The following is a 17867-nucleotide window of genomic DNA, read 5'->3' on the forward strand; positions in this document are numbered from 1 at the left end:
ACTCCTTAAGAGTAATATGTGCTAAAGTGTTGATAATATAAAAAATAGGATTGAATTTGTATACTCAATCCATAATTTCTTACTGTATTTTGATATATATGTTTTAATGCCGTATAATTCGCTTTTGCAATTTTTTTTGCTTGTCGTTTCTTTTTCTTAATTTTCGATTCATCTTTTTGATACGATTTTCTTTTCTATTATCCCAGTTATTACTTCTGATTTCATTAATAGATTTATCTTCCTTAGCACGAAAACGTCTGACTTTTTTTACAAAGGAAAGGGGGATTTTGCCGATAACACCTTGTTTTTCTAATGAGGCCTCTTTACCTTTATACCAATCAGGATGAGATAATAAATAGTCGAAGTCGAATATTAATCTGTACTCTTCATCCATAAAAGTAAACCAGTCTTTTAATGTTCGTTTATTTGTTTGATGAAAATACATAGAGCTAGCAGTCATGGCACAACACCAGTAACTAATATCACTCCATAGTACCCATTCATTCGGCACATCAAGTGTTAAAATTACCATTTTTGAATTTTCTCTACCCCAGGCTTTAGTATTTCGATCTGGATAATTATTTGCTTCCCAGACCCAAATAGGATAGTTACCTTCGTAGTGGGGTAATCTTTTTTTAGCTACACGTACCATCCAATCGTATGAATATATAAAATCGGGATCGATGTTTTCTTTACTTCCTTCTAAATAACCAAGTTTTTTAAATTGTTTCCATGCTGTTTCAGTTTGAACTGTATATACTATCATGTGACACCTACTCATTTAAATTAGCCTATAGTATAACATGACATGTTTTTAATTTAAATTAATGTGATTCTTAATTTCTATTCATATAAGGGAAGTAGGGAGTTGAATTGAATATACGAGAAGTAATACCCAATGCGATAAAAAAAGACTCAATAACCTACTAGAGGAAATCAAGTCTTTTTCATTACATACGATTATCGTGCCAGAAGTTTAATGGGAAGTGTTCGTTCTCACTATAACTTTCTAATTCATATCCTTTTTCTTTCAGCCCCTTAATAATTCCAGGTACTGCTTTAACGGATTGTGGATGAATGTCGTGCATAAGAATAACTTCTGTCGGTTTGTTAGCACCATTTAGAACGTTTTCGACAATTTTAGCTGATGCAGCATCAACAGGCATTTTGTTATATTTCCAGTCTAAAGAATCAATTGTCCAATCCCAAACTTTCAAGCCATTTTCAACAACTTTGTTACGAAGAGCTTCATTTAATCCTGGCATTGAACCGTAAGATGGACGAGTTAATACTGGTGATTTACCTAGAACGCCAGCGATTAAGCCTTGGTCTTCCTTCATTTCATCTACGTAATGACCTTCTGTGTAAAGTTTCTTGTAGTTATGAGTCATACTGTGCATCCCAACATAGTGGCCTTCAGCATCTTCACGTTTTACAAGATCAGGGAATGCTTTTACGTTTGAACCAATTAGGAAAAATGTTGCTTTTGCATTTTCTCTCTTTAACATATCTAAAAGCTCAGCTGTGTATTTTCCAGGACCATCATCAAATGTTAAATAAGCTACTTTTCTAACTTGCCCATTATATTGTTTTGGAGCTTCTTTCGGTGCAAGAGATGATTGAATTTCACTTACAAGTTGAACAGATTTTGCTTCATCCTCTGTACTTGCTAGAGCAATATGTGCTGATCCTAAAGCTGCTTCGTATGTAAATAATACCCCCGCGCAAATCAACATAGCCCTTTTTACTAAAGTTGTCATTCGAATTCCATTGTGCATAATTTTCCTTCTCTCTATAAAAGTTCTACTCTACTATATTAGCAATTATAGGGAGGTAATTGCAAAAAAACTTTTTTACAAGTGCAAAAAAGTTTGTTCAAAAATATGCAAGATTTTGTATCAATTGCAGTCTTGAAAAAACAGGGTGATTTTAATGTTTATTATGAAAATTTTCAGGAATTAAATTTGGTTCTTCTAATAATGATGTAGGTGGTTTTTAGGAGAATCGATATCAAAATGAAAGGGGACTAATCATACTTTCGTAGCATTTCATTTTCATTCCAATTATTGATTCGAATATTTTTGTTTTCTATTAAAATATTGGTATAGAAAAAATTAAATTTTAGTCTGGGGAACATTTGATATTATCGGAAGAACTATTTATTTCATCTCAATATTTACATAACTACTTTTATATGAATTTAATACTAAAGTCCTACTATTTATAAACTAATAGGTCTTTCAACTTAGGTAGTTCTCACACTAATGAGGGATATGAAAGGAAATATATGTAACTTATAATAATTACTATAAAGCTTTGGAAAATGAAAAGGAGGAGATTTGCATGAAGAATTGGGTTCAATTTAGAATGGCAAGACCAACAGATAAATTTGAAGAAGTTATAAGTTTTTATGAGACGGGGTTAGGATTAAAGCGTATAGGAGAATTTCACAATCATGAAGGATATGATGGAGTTATGTTTGGATTACCGGATGCCGAGTATCATTTGGAGTTTACAACGCATGTTAATGGAAGTCCATGTCCGGCACCGACAAAAGATAATTTACTAGTTTTTTATATGCCTAATAAAAATGAAATTGAAAAAATAGTGAATCGATTAAGTAATATGGGCTATCATGAGGTAGAACCAGAAAATCCGTATTGGATAGAGAAAGGGACCACAATAGAGGATCCAGATGGTTGGAGAATTGTACTTATGAACGCATTTGAATAAAGAAGCTCTTTTTGTATGAAATAGCACGTTTTTATAATGAAACTGGTATGAAAATAGGGACGTCTGCGGCAGCGAATTTATTAGCTGCTAAACAAATTGGAAAAGAAAAAGGTGCGAATTTTAATGTAGTTACAGTTTTTCCGGACGCAGTGTCTATAGAAGAGTGGTCAGATGTAAAGAGCTTACAACAAATATAGAGAAAATCGAATAAATAAAAGTTCTTTCATATTCTATTTCTTATACTTTGGAAAATTGATGAAATGAAAACCTGTATATGTAAAATGTACAGGTTTTTCGTGGTTGTGTTAGTTATCTGTAGAAACTTTAAAATTTCACATACCGTATTTAAAGAAATAAATATAGGAAAACCAAAAAGTAATGTAGAATATATCGTACATACATATATGAAGTTAACATAAAAGATAAAGAGGTGGGCATATGTTACTTGAAGAAGTAATGCAGCAACTAGAGAAATATGGAACAGAACAAAATCGTAAAACGTATAAAAACCACGGAGCGAAAGAGCCACTATTCGGAGTTAGTTTTGCCAATTTAAAATTGTTAAAAAAGAAGATAAAAAAAGATCATGATTTAGCAATTTCATTATGGAAAACAAAAAATATGGATGCAATGACTTTAGCAACAATGATTTTAGAACCAAAGCAAGTTACGACAGAACAGCTAAACAAATGGGTACAGGAAGTTGATTATTATTGTTTAATGGACGTTTTGATGACGGCTATTTGTACGTCGCCAATCGCGATAGAAAGAATGGAAGAATGGACAAAGTCTGATGATGAATGGATTGGAAGAGCAGGATGGTCTCTATTAGCAAATATAGCGATTAAAAATAAAACGTTACATGATGAATTCTTCACTCCGTATCTAGAAGAGATTAAAGCAAATATACATAATGAAAAAAATAGAAAAAAAGAAGCGATGAATAGTGCTTTAATCGCGATAGGAATTCGTAATGAAGACTTTGAGAGAAAAGCGATTGAAATTGCACGTGAAATTGGGAAAGTACAAGTTGATCACGGGGCAACGTCATGCAAAACACCAGACGCAGAACCGTATATACAAAAGGCGAGAGAAAGAGCTGAAAAAAAGAAAGTGAAATAAGAAAAGGGGAACGGTTATGAAACCAATGAAAGCAGCACAAAGCATAATTACATCACAATTTCCGAATTGTGATGTAGCTTTACTGGGAGGAAGCGTTGTAAGAGGAGAAGCGACAAAAACATCTGATCTGGACATTGTTATAGTTGATCAAAATTTACCGTCTTGTTATAGAGAATCTTTCTATAGTAATGGATGGCCTGTTGAAGTGTTTGTACATAATTTTGAAACGTGTAAAACCTTTTTTAAAATGGATTGTGACCGAGGGAGACCTTCGTTACCACAATTAGTTTCAGAGGGTATTGTATTAAAAGGAGAAAATGAAATTGTTGAGAAATTAAAAAGAGAAGCAAATGATTTACTAAATAAAGGGCCAGCTAAATGGACTGAAGCAATGATGAAGCAGAAACGGTATTTTATTACGGATACTTTGGACGATTTTATTGGTGCATCAAAAAGAGAAGAAGAATTGTTTATCGCGAATTTATTAGCTGATTTATTACATGAATATATATTAAGAGTAAATGGGAAATGGCTTGGAAGTTCAAAATGGTTTATAAGGGTACTTAGAAAATATGATGAACATTACGCAGATCAATTTGTAGAGGCGTTCGATCATTTTTATACAACGGGTGAGAAAAGAAACTTAATTACTTTTGTAGAAAAAACGCTAGAACAGTATGGAGGAAGAATGTTCGAAGGGTTTTCTATAGGAAAATAAAAAGGGGATAGCATAATGAATGTACCAATCGTTCAATTAAGAGAACTGACACTAGATGATGTAGAAGAGCGATATCAATGGTCATTAGATAAAGAAGTGACAAATCATTTAGTTGTACCGGATCAATATCCACCGTTCACTCGTGAAGATACGAAAAAGTGGATTGAAGCATGTATAAATCGAAAAAATGGTTATGAACAAAGAGCTATCACTACAGAAAACGGAATACATATTGGGTGGGTAGATCTTAAAAACTTTGATAAAACAAATAAAAATGCAGAACTGGGAATCGTAATTGGTAATAAAGAGTATTGGGGTAAAGGATATGGATTAGCAGCCCTATATAGAATGTTACATGTGGGATTCTTTGAATTTGAATTAGAAAAAGTTTGGCTACGTGTAGATGAAGATAATTTTCAAGCTAGAAAGAGTTATGAAAAAGCTGGTTTTGTTTGTGAAGGATTAATGAGAAATGATCGATTACGTCAAGGAAAGTTCATTCATCGTTATCGTTATAGTATGTTAAGAGAAGAATACGAATCTATAAATAGTAGTTTATAAAAATATTATGTTAACTTAAAGGAGCTGGAGATATATGATTCGATTACTTACGAAAGAAGATGCAAAACAATATTGGGAGTTACGTTTACAGGCATTACAAGTAAATCCAGAGGCATTTGTAACAACTTATGAAGAGGCGATTCGTCAAGAAAATCCTATTAAGCGAGTGGAAAATAATTTAACAGCTACTACTAGCTGTACATTCGGTGCTTTTAATGAAAAGAATCAATTAGTTGGAGTGGTTACTTTACTAACAGAAGAGAAAGAGGCGTATAAACATAAAGGTCATATCGTTGCAATGTATGTAGATGCAAGTAATCGAAGAAGTGGTCTTGCACGTGAGTTAATACGTAAGGCAATTGAAAGAGCAAGAGAAATGAGCTTAGAACAATTGAACTTAGGTGTTGTATCTACAAACGAATCAGCAAAAAAATTGTATGAATCAATGGGCTTTAAAACGTATGGGATTGAAAAGAGAGCTATAAAGATGAATGGTGTGTATAGTGATGATGAACATATGGTCTTGTTCTTTTAATAGAGGGAGTTTAGTATGAAAGATCTCCATTTAGAAAAAAATATGAACCCGCAAGTAGCAATTTTGTATGCGACGGTTACTGATACATTTAAACGACTGCAAAAGTTAGTAGAAGGTACTGATGAGAAAGAACTGTCCTTCAAAGGGGCAAAAAATAATGAAAATAGCATCGGACAACTACTTCAACATTTGGCAGTGGTTGATTTGAACTGGGTGTATCGCTTAAAAGGAGAAGCAGTTCCCCTCGCGCTTGAAAATAAATACGGAACTATGTTAAATGATGTAGGAGAACTACCAAGTTTAAGAAAACAGACGTTGCAACAATTAATGCAAGATTATGAAGCGGTGCAACATATGTTTTATGAGGAGTGTATGAAACTAACAGAAAATGATTTAACAAGGGAAGTTTTTTATGAGAAGGGAGAAACTGCGACTATAAGGTGGGGAATATGGCATATAGCCGATCATAATCGGTACCATCAAGCTCATATTAGTCAGTTAAGAAAACTATATAGAGCTAGAATAGATGCGAGATAAAGATTTCGAATTTTAATTATATTTAATTTGTTGTATAGTATAAGAAGAAACTAAACAAGGGGTTTTATAATGAAAGCTATTGCAGTAGGGATATTGGCATCATTTTTCTTTGCCTTTACCTTTGTTTTAAACCGGGCGATGGACTTAGAAGGTGGAAGCTGGATTTGGAGTGCTTCATTACGGTACTACTTTATGGTTCCAATGCTTTTACTTATTGTCATGTATAGAGGGAACTTAAAGCAACTCTTTCAATATATGAAAAATAATCCGAAAGAATGGTTAGTGTGGAGTATCGTTGGATTTGGTCTCTTCTATGCACCACTTAGTTTTGCCGGAGCTTTTGGACCTGGTTGGCTTGTTGCATCAACTTGGCAAATTACGATTGTCGCAGGAATTTTGTTAACACCATTTTTTGCAGTAGATCCATTACATAAAAAACTTCCAATAAAGGAATTAGTTATGTCTGGGGTTATTTTATGCGGTGTTGTACTCATGCAAGTAGAACATGCTTCTTCATTAGGAATTCGAGAAACCGTTTTATGTGTAGTTCCTGTACTTATTGCAGCGTTTGCGTATCCTCTTGGAAATCGAAAAATGATGCAAGTTTGTAAAGGCGAATTAGATGTATTCCAGCGAGTTCTCGGTATGACATTAGCAAGTTTACCATTTTGGTTTTTACTATCTGGTTATGAAGTATCAACAGGCGGATTACCGTCAAGTAGCCAAGTTTTCCAATGTTTTATTGTAGCAGTTAGTTCTGGTTTAATCGCGACAGTACTATTCTTCTTTGCGACAGATCTTGTAAAAGATGATCCACAAAAACTAGCAACAGTAGAAGCAACACAGTCCGGTGAAGTTTTATTTGCGCTAGTAGGAGAGCTTATCTTACTATCTGCGCCAATTCCGTCATCTTTATCTTGGATCGGAATGAGTCTTGTTATTGTCGGAATGATACTACATAGTTATGTAGCGGTCGTTGTGAAAAAAGAAGAAAAAATAACAGCGTAATGAGATTAGCTCTTTATAGAAAGAGCTAATCTTTTTTCATGGAAAGGAATGTAGAAATGAATTTGCAACGCGTGGAACAAATTGTGAAAGATCCAATTTTAAATGTGTTACAGTATGCAGTCGGGCCAAGTGAAACTAGCTTAAAGAAAGCAGTTTTATATTATGAGAGTAATAAAGGGACTTTGTACAGATATGAAGAAGAGGCTTGTATAGGTATTGAAATAATCGGAGCAAATAAAGCGAGAATATGTCACATAGCAGTCGCTCCACAATATCGTAATAAAGGAATTGCGTTGCAAATGATAAAAGAAGTAGTAAAAATGCTTCAATTAACTTATATAGAAGCAGAGACAGACAATGAGGCAGTAGAATTTTATGAAAAAATTGGTTTTCAGGTTAAAAGTTTAGGAGAAAGATATCCGGGGATTGAAAGATTTCATGTGTATTTTAAAAATAAAACATATTAAAATCATCTTAGAATATAATATCCGGAATAGGATTTGAAGAAATAGTTCGTTTTATATGTATCCTGCTATTTGTGGACAGTAAAACTCCCACCTCAAAATTTGGCTGGAGTAAGGAAGCTAGGTGGAAGCCCTGAAGCTCGTAAAAGCCCGATTGGTACGGAATAATAATTAGTGGGTGATGAACGAAACTGCCACTGCTTAAAGTTTCACTTTATTTGTTTTAATTTTAATAGCAACTAGTTATTAGTTTTTGACAAAAATGTAAGAAAGGTCGGAATGGTTAGTTGATGCTAAGGAAGGAAGTAAAATATGAGTAAATCAATAAATAATGTAACAATTGAGAAGAAGCGTGCAGTCTCATTAGATTTAGCAAGAGGTACTATGTTACTATTAATCGTACTTGCCCATGCACCGCTTTACTTGTATGCTGCAGATCCTGGAATTATGCATAGGGTGGAAAGCGGAAGTTTCTTTGATCAAATTGTAAACCTTTTTGGTATATTCATAATTGATAACCGTGCAAGAGCGATGTTTGCCGTATTATTAGGCTACGGTTTGGTTCTAGCACTCGAAGGGCAAATATCAAAAGGGAAAAATGAAAATCATGCTGTAAAAATAGTAAGAAGACGCTCTTGGTATTTAATACTGTTTGGGGTTGTGTTAGCAGTATTAATTGGAGGACAAGATATTCTTATGGCCTATGGTATAGCCGGGCTTCTTGTTAGCCCGCTATTAAAGTGTAAAATGAAAACATTAATTCGAACATTTACGATTATCACTATATTGTATATCATTTTTATCCCAATAATATGGGGATTTAATATGCAAGCAATAGGCGATTACGGTTTTTCACCAGATGTTTCAGCAAAAGACACGTATCTAAGTACTACAATGTTACGATTACTTTTCTTTCCTGTTATACCTGTTCTCATCCATTTTATGTTCCCAATTCTTCCTTCGGTAATTCTTGGTTTGTGGATTGCTAGATATCAGTTATTAATAAAACCAGAGCAAAATTTGAAAAAATTATATTATATAACAATTATAGGATTAGCAATTTCCTTAATAGGTGCTTTGCCTCTATCTTTTATAGGGACTTTATGGTATCCAAGTGTATTTACAGCTGGAATGATAAATGGAATCCATATTTTAACTGGAATTGTTGGAGGATTAGCATATGCAACGGGTTTCGGTATAATAGGGAGTAAATTGAAAAATCTAGGGTACTTTAGCCTTTCATTAATTGCTTTGGGAAAGCGCTCATTAACATTTTTTGTTTTGAATGAGGCACTGCTTGTTATACTTTTATCACCTGTAGCATTTGATTTAGGAGGGCATGTAAGTAACGCTCTTGCTGCATTGATAGCTATAAGTATTTGGATATTGTCTGTCATATTAGCTACAATAATGGAGAAAAACAATCTGAATGGACCATTAGAGATTTTATTGAGACGTTTAATATATAAAAATAAAACAATTGAAAGACGACCCAGGTATTAGGTCGTCTTTCAATTTATTATAGTCTATAAATAAAATTATAATCTAATGATAGTTTGTTTTTATTCATGGAATAAAAAGCATAAAATATGCAAATGTACATCTAAGGTATAGTTTGAAAAAAGTAAGATTTACATTATATAATAAAGGTATCTGGAAAAATATAGATAAAAGAAATTAGGTGTATAACACATGAGAATGGATAAAAGTAAATTTATAAAAATTGCTACTTCAATAGGGGTATCATCTTTTTTATTAACTGGATGTGGCGATTATGAAGAAGATACTGCTCAACAAGAAAGTACTGCTGTTAAAACGGATGGTGGAAAACAAGGAAATGAACAAGAAACTTTACATTGTGATGATAAAACTCCTACCAATGAAAATGTAGAAAATGATGAGTTATGCAAGGAAATTAATCCATCGTTTTCATCGTATAATGAAAACTCACATTTACCGATACTGCCATTCGTAGCGGGATATTTATTAGCAAGCAGAACTTCGAATATGAATTATTCAGCAAAACCCAATGTAATGAAAAAACCGTATGCAAATAATATTATTCCATATCGTGAAAAAGACCAAAGTAGAACTGGTGGCAGCGGTGGTGGAGGATACTACGGTGGAACTAACAGTAACAACAATAATTCTTCCAATAAAGTAGATTTAAACAAACAACAGCCCAATTCCTCAAATAAAGTGACGCCAGATACAAATACGCCGAAATCATCTACTACTCAAACGCCGAAAGTGAATTCTGGTTCAAGTGGAATTGGAAACGCAAAAGCGCCAGCCGGATCATAACACGAAAGGATAATAGGATCATGTATACAGAACAAGAGCAGAAAGAGTATATGAAAGTATGGTTTTCACTTGCGGAAGAGGCTGGTCGGAATGGTTTTACGTGGCCGAGTCTATTAGAAAATGAAGAATGGAATCAATATATGGCAACAGGTATGTATCGTATGCCAGTAAAAACTTATACTGCTATTTCAAAAGCGACAGAGGAAGTTATGTACGTGTTATATAGAACGTATCAATATATTGTCAATACAACAGAAGATTTTCAAAAACTAGGATTTCCAGCTGAAACGTGGGAAATTGCGAGAATGAAACATATTGGTTTGTTTTCATATTTTACAAGGTTTGACTTTATCGTAAATGGTGAAGATATAAAGTTAATAGAAGTAAATTGTGACACACCAACAGGTTATTTAGAGCCGTCTGTCGCAAATGAAGTGTTATGCCGTTATCACGACGTGAATCACCCAAATCATATAGAAGAGCATATTGTGCAGGCGTGGGAACAAATTAAACATGACTATAATATAGGTCCTGAAGAGACGATATATTTTACTAGTTATGATTGGCACGATGAAGATCATCAAACAGTTCAATTTTTAAGAAGCTATTGCTTAGATCAATCAACAGACTATATAGGAATACAAGATATCGTCGTTACAGATGATGGTATATATACGCCAAGTGGCGAACGAATCCATTATTTATATAGACTATATCCAATTGAATATTTAGTTTCAGATACCGATAAAAATGGGAAAAGAATTGGACTTCAGCTTTTAGATCATATAGCGCAAGGAAGAGTGAAAATTATTAATCCACCTGCTTCTTTTCTTATGCAAAATAAAAGTGTACTCGCATTAATTTGGCAACTGTTCGAAGAGGGAGTTTTCTTTGAGAAAGAAGAGCGAGAAATCATTCAGAACTACTTCTTGCCAACATATTTTACAAATAAACCGTTTATAGAAAGAAATGAATCATATGTTTCTAAACCTTTATACGGCCGTGAAGGCGGAGGAGTATCTATATACGAAAATGATGAACTATTGGCTGAAGATAAAACGAAGTATTACTTTGAACAACGGAAAATATATCAGCAATACATAGAAATGCCTGACTATACAATTGACACATGGGATGGTCCGTATACTGGTAAACTATTAATTGGTTCACACTGTATTAGCGGGAGAGCCGCAGGGTTATTTTTACGTGTAGGCGAGAAAATAACGGGAAACTTATCGATGTTTACAGGGGTTACAATTGAAGGGTAAATGAAACGGAAGAGCTTATCAGTTGTGATGGGCTCTTTCGTTTATATATAGTGTTTGTATTGTTTTGACGTATCACTTTTATTTTTCTTCATACTGAAAAAACGTATGTAATTAAGCAAATTAGTTCAAATAGTAGAAAAGAGAATAAAGTTTTTTTATTTATCTGCTATTGTTATTTGAGATCGATATATTGTCATTTGATTATTATGCATGTGAATTTATAACCTTTTTTTGAAGTGACAGAAATGATTAAGTTAAAAATTAAGAAAAATATGATAATATATGTATGTATTAGTTTTAAAAAATGGGGGAACAATCGTGAAAATGAATGACATAGTGGCAAGTACACAATTGCCAAATACAATCAAAACAATTACAAATGATTTAAGAGAATTAGGGTTAGAAAAAGGAATGACGGTTATTGTGCATTCTTCGCTCAGTTCTATTGGCTGGGTATCTGGCGGAGCCGTTGCGGTAGTAGAGGCGTTAATGAAAGTTATTACGGAAGAGGGAACAATTATTATGCCAACTCAATCTTCGGATTTATCTGATCCGAAACATTGGTCAAGACCACCTGTACCTGAAGAATGGTGGCAAATTATTCGAGATAACGTCCCGGCGTTTGAGCCACATATAACACCAACAAGGGCAATGGGAAAAGTAGTTGAATGTTTTCGTACATATCCGAATGTAGTACGTAGCAACCATCCATTAGGAAGTTTTGCTGCATGGGGAAAACATGCGGAAGAAATAACGATGAATCAGTCGCTATCAATGAGTTTAGGAGAGGAATCTCCATTAAGAAAAATATACGATTTAGATGGATACATATTATTAATTGGTGTTGGATATGATTCCAATACGTCTGTACATTTATCTGAAGTACGTACTGGTGCATGTGAGTTAATAAAAGTAGGGGCACCAATTATAGAGAATGGTGCAAGAGTATGGAAAGAGTTTGTTGATATGGATTACGATTCTGATAAGTTTGTAGAAATCGGTGTAGAGTTTGAGCGAAAAGGAACTGTAACAAATGGAAAAATAGGAAATGCAACGTGCCGTCTTATGAAGCAACGAGATATAGTTGACTTTGGAACAGAATGGTTTCGTAAGAAAAATCAGTAAGGGATGGTTACAATGAAGGGGAAAAAGGTATTAATTACGAGTGGTGGTTGTTTAGAAAAATGGGACCAAGTGCGTGGTCATACGAATATGGCAAAAGGAACAATTGGTAGAATAATCGCTGAAGAGTTTATAAGTAAAGGAGCACATGTTATATATTTACACGGTTATTTCGCTGAGAAACCGAACGATGTAAACAATCAATTAGAATTACACCCATTTGAAGGAATTGTTGATTTACAAGATAAAATGAAAAGTATAATTACACATGAAAAAGTCGATGCGGTCATTATGGCAGCGGCTGGATCAGATTGGGTTGTAGACAAAATTTGTGATCAAGATGGTAATGTTCTTAATATGAATGGGAAAATTTCAAGTGATATAGCGCCAATTATTCATTTTCAAAAGGCTCCAAAAGTATTAAAGCAAATAAAAGAGTGGGATCCAGAAACCGTACTCGTTGGCTTTAAGCTTGAAAGTGATGTAAATGAAGAAGAATTGTTTGAAAGAGCGAAAAATAGAATGAAAGAATCTAAGGCAAATGTAATGATTGCAAATTCACCACATTCTTTATATTCACGTGGAGCGGTGCACTACGTAATTGGACAGGACGGTAAAGGGAAGTTATGTAATGGGAAAGATGAAACGGCGAAAGAAATTGTCAAAAGGTTAGAGGTACTATGTAATCACATTACTGCTTTATAATTTTAAGTATTTGGATAAGAGTGAATCCGCATAGTATATATAGGTAAGCGAAACTTTAATTTATGGGAATTTTACTTTTACACAAACGTTAACCATTCAAGATGGATACATAAAATAATTGGTGAGGAGTGGATTCTATGGAACATTTATTAAAGCAAGCGATTAAACTAAGAAATGAAAAGAAATATGCGCAATCTAGAGAGATACTAATGGGGTTAACCAATTTTACGCGGGATGCAGAAGTGCTTTTTCAATGTGCCTGGATACATGATGTAATGGGACTTGAAACAGACGCTGTGCCGTATTATGAACAGGCAATTGCAAATGGTCTTGATGGTGAGTCACTTTGCGGTGCATATATCGGTCTTGGAAGTACATATCGTTGTATAGGTGAGTATGACAAAGCAATTACAGTTTTAGAAACAGGTTTGCAGCAGTTTCCGGATAATGACGTGATAAAAGTATTTTTATCATTAGCAAAATATAACGTTAACGATCATGAATCCGCGATGAAATTATTACTTGAAACGGTTATAAAAGTAGACGAAGTTAAAGAATTTGAACGTGCGATTACATTTTATAAAGATCATTTAAACGAGGTTTTTAAATAGAGGAGTGAACGTATGAATGCCAAACTATCACGAAGGCGAAAAGGCATTTGGATTGGACTCGTATCTTTCATCTTGTTATCAAACTATTTATTGTATGCCCTTCCGATTGTACCAGCCGCTCCGAAAGAAGTAGTGCTTGGTTCTTTGTTAGATTGTATGTTTGTAATTCCGATTATTACATATTTCTTTATTATTCAAAAAAGATACTCGCTAACGTATATATTTCCTGTCGTAATAGCTGGATATATATTTGTGAGATTTATTATTCCAAGTGACTATTTACAAGCTTTTTCAAACGTTTCTTATATTATAGTTGCGGGAGAAATTGCTTTTGTAGGTCTAGAACTATTCCTGTTGTATAAAATCGTTAAAGTGCTTCCTAATACAATCAAAAGATATAAAGAATATAGAAGAGAATATTCTTCATTTTCTTATGCGATTGATGCAGCGTTTGATGCTACTATGAAAAGAAATAAATTAGTAGATATCATTGTAACAGAGTGTAAGTTAATCTATTATGCATTTTTATCGTGGCATATAAAAGTACCGGAAGGTGAATCCGTATACTCATATCACAAAAAGACCGGTGCAATAGGTGTATATATCATGATCATTCATGCGACCATAATAGAAAGTATTGGTTTTCATTATTTACTTCATCAATGGAATCCAGTAGTAGCATGGATTTTACTTATTTTAAACGCATACGCAATGTTTTATTTTTTAGCTGAAATACAAGCAATGCGTAAAAATCCAATTATTGTTACAGAAGAACGAGTAATCATTCAAATCGGATTAGGAAAGAAAATTGTTATACCATTTACACAAATTGATAAAATTGCATTTTATAAAGGCGAACCTTTAAAGAAAGAAAAAGAAGTTCTTGACGCAACTGTGATGGAATTTATAAAGGAACCTCCAACATTTGAAATAACGCTAAAAGAGCCAGTGAAAGCACAATTGTTATATGGATTTTCTAAAACAGTAAGTCGTGTTCACTTAAATGTTGATGAGGAACGGAAGTTTTATGATGCGGTTATAGAGAAGTTGAAGCATGAATAATGCTACTAATTTTCATCGTGCGTTTGGTGTGTATGGCATTTGTATCGAAAACAATAATTTATTAGTAATTGATAAAATTAAAGGTCCATATAGAAATCGTAATGATCTACCTGGTGGTAGTTTAGAAGATGGAGAATCATTATTAGCTGGACTTCATAGAGAGATTAAAGAAGAGACGGGGCTAAATGTAACGGTAGTAAAACAAGTATGTACAATTGATTTTCAATTTCCATCAAAATTTAATGAGTACACACATGTACATCATATCGCAGTTTTTTACTTTGTAGAAAGGTGCGGAGGTGAATTCAAAGTACCGGAACAATTTGAAGAGCAAGATTCATTAGGAGCTAGATGGATTCCAATAGAAAGTATTACTGAAGATAATTCATCTCCTCTTGTATGTAGTGCTGTAGAGTGGTTAAAAGAATCTAAGTTTAGTTTAGAAGTAAAGGCTTACAAATCATGGGTTATAAAATAATAATAATACTGGAGTTCCTTCTAATTTAGAAGGGGCTTTTTTGTGAAGTAGAAAATGAGATTATATAAATATTAACTAAAAAAAATGAATGAATTGACTGAACGCTTTCTTAATGGAAATATAAAGGGATATAATGAAAGAACTAAAATAAAAGGGGAAATAAAAAATGAGTTGCTTACGTACGTCAGACATTGAAATTATTGAAAGAAAAATCCGATATGATGGTACAACTATAGATCATGCTTGTTTACTAATAGAAGCGCAGCAGGACAAAATTATTTTATATCATGAAGTACAGTATTCTTTTACAATGGCAGCAAACGATAAGAAGTTAACAATCCCGAAAGGAAGTTATACAGTTGCATATTACTGGGTAAATCTTCCATATAATTTATACGTTTGGAGAGATCAGGATGGGGGGTATCTAGGTTCGTATTTTAATATTGTAAAGAATACATGTATAACGGATGAAGTGGTATCCTTTGAAGATTTAATCCTTGATATTATGATACTTCCAAGTGGAGAATTTTTTATATTGGATGAGGATGAATTACCTGAGTCGTTAGAACAATTTGAAGACGGGTATGTAGAAAAGGCTCTTCATACAGTCAAAAACACAATTCAAGAGTCACTTCCAAAAATCATTTCAGAAACTGCTACTCTTTATAAAAAAATAAATATCGTTCATTAAAACCTAGTTGACTTATCGGAAATATTTGTATAATATGTAGTTAATTCTATAACGTATTGCTGATTGGAGAAACCAAAGGCATTTTATCTATTGATAAAATGCCTTTGGTTTTTTTATTATACAAATGCTGAATCTATTCATTTAAATGAATCATTTCAAGGAGGGGAAGAAGTGACTGTTTCAATTGATGGGGTATCAAAATATTTTTCGAAACAAACTGGTACGGTTCAAGTATTAGAAGATATTAATTTTCAATTAGAGAAAGGTGATTTTGTCACTGTAATCGGACCGAGTGGTTGTGGGAAAAGTACGCTTTTGAAAATTGTTGCGGGGTTAGATAACGAATTTGAAGGTGAAGTTATCATCGATGGAGAGCAAATTGTAAAACCGAGTAAAAAACAAGGTTTTATTTTTCAAGAACATCGTTTATTTCCGTGGTTAACAGTTGAAGAAAATGTTGCTGCAGATCTGTCGTTAAAAGATAAGTATGTAAAAGACAAGGTAAAGGAATGGGTTGAAATCATTCGATTGGATGGTTTTGAAAAATCATATCCGAAAGAAATTTCAGGCGGAATGTCACAACGTGTTGCGATTGCGAGGGCTTTATTAAGAGATCCGAATGTATTATTACTTGATGAACCATTTGGGGCACTGGATGCTTTTACTCGAAGTCATTTGCAAGAAGTGCTGCTGAACATTTGGGAACAAAAGAAAACGACAATGATATTTGTTACTCATGATATAGACGAGGCGATATATCTTTCAAACCGAATTATCATCATGAGTGCAAAGCCTGGGAAAATACATAAAGTTATTGAAAATAGTTTGCCTTATCCACGAAATAAAACTTCTCAATCGTTCCAACAACTTCGAACGAAGGTGCTACATCAGTTTGAACACGGGGGACTGATTCAAACAAGTATATAGGAAAAGGGTGGATTATATATGTATAAAAAATGTAAGGTTCTTTCTTTTGCATTAGTTATATCTTTACTTTTATTAGGATGTGAAAAAAACACTGCAAGTAGTAAGAAAGAAGAGGTAACAATACAAATTGGTATACAGCAAGGATTAAGCCCGCTCTTACTGGCACAGAAAAAAGGGTGGTTTGAAGAGGAGTTGAAAAAAGAAGGAGTTAAGGTGAAATGGACAGAGTTTCAAAGCGGACCTCCTTATTTTGAGGCAATCGCATCAAATCGGTTGGATTTTGGTGAAGTGGGGAACTCCCCAGTTATTTCAGCGCAAGCTGCAGGTATTGAATTTACTGAAATTGCTAATACAAGTTATGCGAGAAAAGGAACAGGGATTCTTGTACAAAAAGATAGCAAGATTACGAGTGTAAAAGATTTAAAAGGTAAAAAAATTGCAGTAGCAAAAGGAAGTAGCGCATTTAATTTATTATATCGAGCATTAGAAAAAGAAGGTATAAATGCGAAAGATGTAAATGTCATTCAACTGCAACCAGATGAAGCGCAGCCGGCATTTGAATCCGGATCAGTAGATGCATGGGCCATTTGGGATCCATTCATTTCACTACATACGTTAAATAAAGGGGCAAAGGTTATTGCAGATGGTGAACTATTAAATGTTTCTTCACCAGAGTTTTTAATTGCGAGAACAAAATTTGCGAAGGAACATCCAGAATTAGTTGAGAAATTCCTTAAAGTTTATGAAAAAGCACGTGTATGGCAAGAGTCAAACTTAGATGAAGCGATAAAAATATATACTTCTGCAAAGAAGATAGATGAAGAAATTGTAAAAGAAGTGTTTGATCACGACAAACCAATTTTAGTTCCGGTAACGAAAGAAATAATAGCCGAACAGCAAAAGACAGCGGATTTTCAATATAAGCTCGGCTCTATAAAGAAAGAAATCAAAACAGATAAAGTTGTAGATAATTCTTTCGTAGAAAAAGCATTAAAGGCGAAATGAAAAGAGGTTTTGTAAA

General features: G+C 33.6%; 21 protein-coding genes and 1 pseudogene. 20 read left to right on the forward strand and 2 right to left on the reverse strand.

What is annotated here, in order from left to right:
* Positions 1 to 103 precede the first annotated feature (103 nt).
* Both AC1DMU_RS05130 and AC1DMU_RS05135 read right to left on the reverse strand, forming a co-directional pair.
* On the reverse strand, positions 104 to 766 hold the full coding sequence (locus AC1DMU_RS05130) for a DUF3841 domain-containing protein (RefSeq protein WP_088063777.1): 663 nt from the start codon (positions 764 to 766) through the stop codon (positions 104 to 106).
* Between the two features lie 184 nt (positions 767 to 950).
* Positions 951 to 1778 carry a peptidoglycan-N-acetylglucosamine deacetylase gene (locus AC1DMU_RS05135; RefSeq protein WP_060487153.1) on the reverse strand — a complete coding sequence of 276 codons (828 nt, stop codon included), beginning with the start codon at positions 1776 to 1778 and terminating at the stop codon, positions 951 to 953.
* 565 nt (positions 1779 to 2343) lie between these two features.
* Between AC1DMU_RS05135 and AC1DMU_RS05140 the strand changes: the two genes are divergently transcribed.
* From AC1DMU_RS05140 to AC1DMU_RS05235, 20 genes and pseudogenes are all read left to right on the forward strand, one after another.
* The gene (locus tag AC1DMU_RS05140; RefSeq protein WP_087983772.1) at positions 2344 to 2733 is read left to right on the forward strand and encodes a VOC family protein; all 390 of its coding nucleotides are present in this window, start codon (positions 2344 to 2346) and stop codon (positions 2731 to 2733) included.
* Positions 2734 to 2744: 11 nt separating this feature from the next.
* A pseudogene (locus AC1DMU_RS05145) lies at positions 2745 to 2930 on the forward strand (cysteine synthase family protein); the annotation flags it as partial.
* Between the two features lie 241 nt (positions 2931 to 3171).
* Positions 3172 to 3855, forward strand: a complete 684-nt coding sequence (locus AC1DMU_RS05150; protein WP_088063776.1) for a DNA alkylation repair protein — start codon at positions 3172 to 3174, stop codon at positions 3853 to 3855.
* Between the two features lie 16 nt (positions 3856 to 3871).
* The gene (locus tag AC1DMU_RS05155; protein WP_088063775.1) at positions 3872 to 4573 is read left to right on the forward strand and encodes a nucleotidyltransferase domain-containing protein; all 702 of its coding nucleotides are present in this window, start codon (positions 3872 to 3874) and stop codon (positions 4571 to 4573) included.
* A gap of 15 nt (positions 4574 to 4588) precedes the next feature.
* A complete protein-coding gene (locus AC1DMU_RS05160) occupies positions 4589 to 5134 on the forward strand; it encodes a GNAT family N-acetyltransferase (protein WP_088063774.1) in 546 nt (181 codons plus the stop codon).
* A gap of 34 nt (positions 5135 to 5168) precedes the next feature.
* Positions 5169 to 5669, forward strand: a complete 501-nt coding sequence (locus AC1DMU_RS05165) for a GNAT family N-acetyltransferase (protein ID WP_088063773.1) — start codon at positions 5169 to 5171, stop codon at positions 5667 to 5669.
* A gap of 15 nt (positions 5670 to 5684) precedes the next feature.
* Positions 5685 to 6206, forward strand: a complete 522-nt coding sequence (locus AC1DMU_RS05170) for a DinB family protein (RefSeq protein ID WP_088063772.1) — start codon at positions 5685 to 5687, stop codon at positions 6204 to 6206.
* A 69-nt stretch (positions 6207 to 6275) separates the two neighbouring features.
* On the forward strand, positions 6276 to 7214 hold the full coding sequence (locus tag AC1DMU_RS05175) for a DMT family transporter (protein WP_087980770.1): 939 nt from the start codon (positions 6276 to 6278) through the stop codon (positions 7212 to 7214).
* Between the two features lie 56 nt (positions 7215 to 7270).
* Positions 7271 to 7681, forward strand: a complete 411-nt coding sequence (locus AC1DMU_RS05180) for a GNAT family N-acetyltransferase (RefSeq protein ID WP_088063933.1) — start codon at positions 7271 to 7273, stop codon at positions 7679 to 7681.
* A gap of 309 nt (positions 7682 to 7990) precedes the next feature.
* Positions 7991 to 9181: a DUF418 domain-containing protein gene (locus AC1DMU_RS05185; protein ID WP_088063771.1), complete on the forward strand. Its 1191-nt coding sequence runs from the start codon at positions 7991 to 7993 to the stop codon at positions 9179 to 9181.
* 189 nt (positions 9182 to 9370) lie between these two features.
* Positions 9371 to 9982: a hypothetical protein gene (locus AC1DMU_RS05190; protein WP_088063770.1), complete on the forward strand. Its 612-nt coding sequence runs from the start codon at positions 9371 to 9373 to the stop codon at positions 9980 to 9982.
* A 20-nt stretch (positions 9983 to 10002) separates the two neighbouring features.
* Entirely contained in the window at positions 10003 to 11250 is a 1248-nt protein-coding gene (locus AC1DMU_RS05195; RefSeq protein WP_088122404.1) for a glutathionylspermidine synthase family protein, read from the forward strand.
* A gap of 324 nt (positions 11251 to 11574) precedes the next feature.
* Positions 11575 to 12375 (forward strand): BA2930 family N-acetyltransferase, encoded by an 801-nt coding sequence (aacC, locus tag AC1DMU_RS05200; protein WP_131233603.1) that lies wholly within the window; start codon positions 11575 to 11577, stop codon positions 12373 to 12375.
* 12 nt (positions 12376 to 12387) lie between these two features.
* Positions 12388 to 13077 carry a phosphopantothenoylcysteine decarboxylase domain-containing protein gene (locus AC1DMU_RS05205; RefSeq protein ID WP_048566190.1) on the forward strand — a complete coding sequence of 230 codons (690 nt, stop codon included), beginning with the start codon at positions 12388 to 12390 and terminating at the stop codon, positions 13075 to 13077.
* Between the two features lie 137 nt (positions 13078 to 13214).
* Positions 13215 to 13688 carry a tetratricopeptide repeat protein gene (locus tag AC1DMU_RS05210; RefSeq protein WP_137036125.1) on the forward strand — a complete coding sequence of 158 codons (474 nt, stop codon included), beginning with the start codon at positions 13215 to 13217 and terminating at the stop codon, positions 13686 to 13688.
* Positions 13689 to 13700: 12 nt separating this feature from the next.
* The gene (locus AC1DMU_RS05215) at positions 13701 to 14750 is read left to right on the forward strand and encodes a hypothetical protein (RefSeq protein ID WP_088063768.1); all 1050 of its coding nucleotides are present in this window, start codon (positions 13701 to 13703) and stop codon (positions 14748 to 14750) included.
* A complete protein-coding gene (locus tag AC1DMU_RS05220) occupies positions 14743 to 15228 on the forward strand; it encodes an NUDIX hydrolase (protein ID WP_088063767.1) in 486 nt (161 codons plus the stop codon). Before AC1DMU_RS05215 ends, AC1DMU_RS05220 begins: the two co-directional genes overlap by 8 nt.
* A gap of 166 nt (positions 15229 to 15394) precedes the next feature.
* On the forward strand, positions 15395 to 15919 hold the full coding sequence (locus AC1DMU_RS05225; RefSeq protein WP_088063766.1) for a ribonuclease FAU-1 family protein: 525 nt from the start codon (positions 15395 to 15397) through the stop codon (positions 15917 to 15919).
* A 171-nt stretch (positions 15920 to 16090) separates the two neighbouring features.
* A complete protein-coding gene (locus AC1DMU_RS05230; RefSeq protein ID WP_088063765.1) occupies positions 16091 to 16846 on the forward strand; it encodes an ABC transporter ATP-binding protein in 756 nt (251 codons plus the stop codon).
* An 18-nt stretch (positions 16847 to 16864) separates the two neighbouring features.
* Positions 16865 to 17851, forward strand: coding sequence for an aliphatic sulfonate ABC transporter substrate-binding protein (locus AC1DMU_RS05235; protein WP_088063764.1), 987 nt, complete (start codon positions 16865 to 16867; stop codon positions 17849 to 17851).
* Positions 17852 to 17867: the final 16 nt, after the last annotated feature.

Source organism: Bacillus sp. 01N45 (assembly GCF_056399205.1).